Below are 4,735 nucleotides of genomic sequence, written 5' to 3'. Positions count from 1 at the left end.
GTCGATAGCAACTTTATAATCAGAACCCATATGTCTCTTGATAGAAGAAACTGTTCTGTCGTGGTTTGTGATAGCCTGTCTCTTAGCCACCTGACCTACGAGACGCTCGCCGTTGTTTGTGAAAGCAACGACTGAAGGAGTTGTTCTTGCACCCTCGCTGTTGGGGATAACTACGGCGTTACCGCCCTCCATTACAGCTACGCAAGAGTTTGTTGTACCAAGATCGATACCAATAATTTTACTCATAATAAATTCCTCCTGATCTATAAGCCATTAGCAATTAGCCAATGGTGTCCGCACTGCGGACGTTATATTGATTGTTTTGATTGATATGAAGCCCAGCCCAAGCTAATGGCTAAGGGCTAAAGGCTAAATAGCCACTGCCACCATAGCAGGTCTTACAAGCTTATCCCCGAGCATATAGCCCTTCTGGAAAACAGAGCAGACATGATTGCTTGCGTAATCGGTGCCGTCCTGCTGCTGTATCGCATTGTGAACGTTGGGATCGAATTCAGCTCCGAGAGCTTCTATCTCGGTAACGTTCATCTGTGTGAGGAAATTCCTGAACTGATTGTATATCATGTTCATTCCGTTCTTGAAGTTCTCGTCGCCGCACTCAGCCTCAAGTGATCTCTCAAAGCTGTCAAGCACGGGGAGGAGCTTTTCAACACACTGAACAGAAGCGTTCTGATATGTCTCTGTTTTTTCCTTGGCTGTTCTTTTGCGGTAGTTATCGTACTCCGCATATAACCTCAGGTACTTGTCGTTTGCCTCTGCGAGAGCCTCTTCCATATCCGCGAACTGTGCGGCTGAATCGTTATACTCACTTGCCGCATCGTCCTCGTCGAGAGCCTCGGAGGTATCATCGTCTATCATCTCCTCCTGAAGCTCATCGAGCTCCTCAGAGAGATTTTCGTTTTTCTCCATCGGTCATTGCTCCTTTCTATGGCTCCTGTATGTCTGACGGAGCACTTGTAATGTCATCTTCGCCGTCCATGAGGGCAGATATTTTCTGCGTCAGGTATTCGACGTAAGGAATTATCTTTTTATAATCGACTCTCATAGGACCTATTATTCCGAGAGAGCCTGCCTCCTTGCCGCCCTTGCGGTACTTAGAGACTATAAGGCTTGAATTGCCTATTGCAAAGCTGTCGTTTTCAGAGCTGAACTTTACCTGTATCCCGCTGAATGCGTTTTCAAGGAGCTCTGAAAGACCGTCCTTATGCTCGATGAATCTCACGACCTCCATTTTGTCAAGCTCCTCGCAGGACAGAAGCTTTTCGCTTCCGCTGACTGTGAGCTCCTGCTGACGCAGGTCCTCCGAGAGCTCGCATATGCCTTTTACCAGCGGTGAAAGCGACACCATATAGGCGCTTACTGCCGCCACCATTTTATCGAACATTTCCTCAGAGAGGTCGTCTACTGAGACACCGCTGAGGTTTTCTTCTATATAATGTGTAAAGAAATCCAGCTGTTCGTGGCTGAGGTCGAATTCCAGTCTGCAAGCCTTGTTTTTAATGCTTCCGTTTGAGGTTATGAGGAGTATCACATACAGGCGCTTGCCTGTGGGGATGACCTCTACCTTTGATATTACCGAAAATCTCGGAACAGCGTTGGTAACTACTGCGGCGCAGTGAGTTATCTCAGTGAGAGCTGTTGCGGCGTTCTGTACAAGGAGCTCCTCAGGAGTATCCTTGTCGCCAAGCATTTCGTCCAGCATTCTCTTCTCTTCCTCGGGAAGGTCATGTGGCGTCATCAGCTCGTCTATATACAGCCTGTAGCCCTTGAAGGTAGGAACACGTCCTGCCGAGGTGTGGGGCTGTTCAAGATAGCCCAGCTGTTCGAGAGCTGCCATATCATTTCTGATAGTAGCAGAGGAAACATTGATATTTTCAAGCTTCGAGATCGATTTCGAGCCGACGGGTTCGCCCGTTCTGACATATTCGTCAACCACAGCAGCAAGTATTCTGAGCTTTCTGTCGTCCACAATACTCACTCCCTTCAATCTCGTTAGCACTCTAACTCTTTGAGTGCTAACTATAATTTATCACTATTATGATGATTTGTCAAGGGCTTTATACATTTTCGGCTTTTTGACCTATTTTTACCACCTGTTTATGTACATTTAGAGCAAATTGACAAAGAGTATAAACGTGTGGTTTTTCGTGTGTTATTCTATTGACAAACGCATATCTCTGCTGTATAATGTTATTGCAGTAAAGTACTGCAATATTTTGAAGAGTAAAAATGTGTTCGTTATACCATTCGGTATTCCAGTGTTGGCTGAACGGGGAGTTGTCAGTCAAACGAAAAGCTCAGGCTTACGGTTCACATTTTGCATCCCGCTTCATAGGACAATATAAAAGAGACTACGCCTTCTTTTCTTGTCGTATGAGTGAGGAAAAGGAGGATTTTTTTATGGCTGCAAACAACAAAACAGCTGCACTGAAGTCTGATATAAGACTTTTCGGCAGCACAAAGGTACTGGTGCTGGCTGCACTTCTCATCGCTATCAGCATTGTGGGTAAATCCCTGAGAGTTGACTTTTTCAGTGTTATCCGCATAAGCGCAGAGACTCTGCCCGTCCTTATGGCAGGTATCTTCTTCGGACCGTTCATCGGTGCGGCAGTAGGTGCAGGCGCTGACCTCATAGGCTGCTTCGTTACAGGCATGACACCGATGCCTCTTATCACAGTGGGCGCTGCTGCTACAGGATTTTTCGCAGGTCTTTCCTATAATTACATATTCAGGAAAAAGCAGCTCCCGAGAATTGCCTGCGCAGTAGGTGTCGCAAGACTTATCGGCTCTCTTGCAATAAATACAACAGGTCTTTATTTCCTGTTCCCGGGAATGAGGCCACAGCTTGTGTGGAGACCTTTGACCAACCTTATCATGGGTATCATTGAGACAATCATCATCTATATGCTCATGAGCAATAAGGCTTTTGCAGCACAGCTTGAAAAGATAAAGAGAAAATGAACTTTACAGAGGCTTTAGATTATATGCAGATCGCTGCACAGCGCGGCAGCGTACTGGGACTTTCCCGTATAACCGAGCTTCTCGGTCTTATGGGCGATCCGCAGGATAAAGTCAGGACAGTCCATATCGCAGGCACAAACGGAAAGGGCTCATTCGGGGCTATGCTTACCTCTGTGCTGAAAAGTGCAGGATACAAAGTGGGGGGATTTTCATCACCTGCTATTACTAAGGTAACGGACAGCTTCCGCATTGACGGCGAGGAGATAGGTGAGCAGGATTTCGCGGATATTATCGGTGATATTGCTCCCATATGCGAAAGCATGGACGAAAAGCCCACGGAGTTTGAGGTCCTTACGGCGGCGGCTTTTGAGCTCTTTGTGCGAAAAGGCTGTGATATAGCTGTAGTTGAATGCGGCATGGGCGGAGACCTTGACTCTACTAATGTTATCAAGGCTCCCGTATTATCGGTAATAACCAATGTCCAGAAAGACCACGGAGCTTTCCTCGGCGATACTATCGCAGAGATAGCTTCGCATAAATGCGGCATAATAAAGGCAGGCAGACCTGTATACTTCGGCGGAAACAGTGAGGAAGCCTATGAAATAGCTGCCGATACCGCAAAAAAGCTGGGCTGTGAGCTGTTTATCCCTGATTATTCGCAGTTTTCGTGGGCTGAGGATAACTGCACCATAAACGGTACTGAGCTGACCTATAAAGGGGAAAAGCTCAGTATACCGCTTCTTGGCACGTATCAGTGCGAGAATGCGGTGAATGTTCTCAGCTGCGTCGAGATACTCCGCAGAGAGGGGATCGATATACCCGAAAGCGCAGTTCGTCATGGACTTTCCGATGTGAAATGGCACGGGCGATTTGAGGTCATCAGCCGAGAGCCTCTTATTATATATGACGGCGCTCACAATCCTGACGGGATACGCTGCGCCGCAGACAGTATCCGCCGATATTTCGGCGATAAAAAGGTGGTTCTGCTCATCGGTGTCATGGCAGATAAGGAGTACGGGCTGTATGCGGATATGCTTGGAGAGCTGACCGATACCGCTTTTGCGGTAAAGCCTGATAATCCTCGTGCTCTTGACAGCCGTGTCCTTGCTCAGTCGCTTACTGAGCGCGGTCTGCGTACACTGCCCTTTGAGGATTACGACACGGGAGCAGGAGCTGCACTTGATTACGCGAAGGAGCACGATATGCCTCTTATTGCATTGGGCTCACTTTATATGTATCAGCAGTTCACAGAGGCGCTGAAAAAGCTCCTCCATATATAGTCCGGAAAGAGAATTTTTCAACGCCAACAGGTTGAATTTCAGAAAAATAATTTTAAGCTTTGTATATATGCCCAAAAGCAGCCGGTTTACGGCTGCTTTTTTGTGTCTGTATAAGGGGAAAAGAAAAGTACCTCTGCAAATACAGAGGTACTTGATAGCTTTGATATTCTCCCAGTAGGGATAAAATTATCTCTTCGAGAACTGTCGGCGCGTTAAGAAAACAGTCCTGCGGACTGTTTTTAGCGGCGACCGCAGCAGCTGTGCTGCGAGGACTCCTCAGCATGAAAAAGAAAAGTACCTCTGCATAGCAAAGGTACTTGATAGCGATAAATCTGATTATCTCTTTGACAAAGTGCAATCACAGTATTACGCTATTTTTGAGCTGTTTTGTTAGTTATGTGTTAGTTACCCTGCTTGTTTTGTGACGATGCAGGGCTATTTTATTGTCGCTGAATAAGCATTTGGGTTCGGGAGCT

Annotated in this window: 5 protein-coding genes and 1 riboswitch; of the genes, 2 read left to right on the top strand and 3 right to left on the bottom strand. The window is 46.7% G+C overall.

Translation table 11 applies throughout. The features are described from left to right. The 3 genes from K5677_RS13265 to hrcA all read right to left on the bottom strand — a co-directional run. The coding region (locus K5677_RS13265) for an Hsp70 family protein (RefSeq protein WP_296728894.1) at nt 1-246 on the bottom strand (246 nt) is incomplete at its 3' end. Between the two features lie 123 nt (nt 247-369). Next, nucleotides 370-927, bottom strand: coding sequence for a nucleotide exchange factor GrpE (gene grpE / locus K5677_RS13260; RefSeq protein ID WP_296728891.1), 558 nt, complete (start codon nt 925-927; stop codon nt 370-372). A gap of 16 nt (nt 928-943) precedes the next feature. Beyond that, nucleotides 944-1,987 (bottom strand): heat-inducible transcriptional repressor HrcA, encoded by a 1,044-nt coding sequence (hrcA, locus tag K5677_RS13255; RefSeq protein ID WP_296728889.1) that lies wholly within the window; start codon nt 1,985-1,987, stop codon nt 944-946. Nucleotides 1,988-2,235: 248 nt separating this feature from the next. Further along, a riboswitch (THF riboswitch) is annotated at nt 2,236-2,350 on the top strand. Nucleotides 2,351-2,418: 68 nt separating this feature from the next. On the opposite strand from hrcA, the gene K5677_RS13250 reads away from it, so the two are divergent. Together K5677_RS13250 and K5677_RS13245 are read left to right on the top strand one after the other, a co-directional pair. Further along, entirely contained in the window at nt 2,419-2,979 is a 561-nt protein-coding gene (locus K5677_RS13250) for a folate family ECF transporter S component (RefSeq protein WP_296728887.1), read from the top strand. Continuing rightward, nucleotides 2,976-4,259 carry a folylpolyglutamate synthase/dihydrofolate synthase family protein gene (locus tag K5677_RS13245; RefSeq protein ID WP_296728884.1) on the top strand — a complete coding sequence of 428 codons (1,284 nt, stop codon included), beginning with the start codon at nt 2,976-2,978 and terminating at the stop codon, nt 4,257-4,259. The genes K5677_RS13250 and K5677_RS13245 overlap by 4 nt, the downstream gene beginning before the upstream one ends. The last annotated feature ends 476 nt before the right edge of the window (nt 4,260-4,735 follow it).

The organism is Ruminococcus sp., from assembly GCF_024684275.1.
The sequence above is the reverse complement of the archived record's forward strand: the minus strand, read 5'-3'. Positions and strand labels throughout refer to the sequence as shown.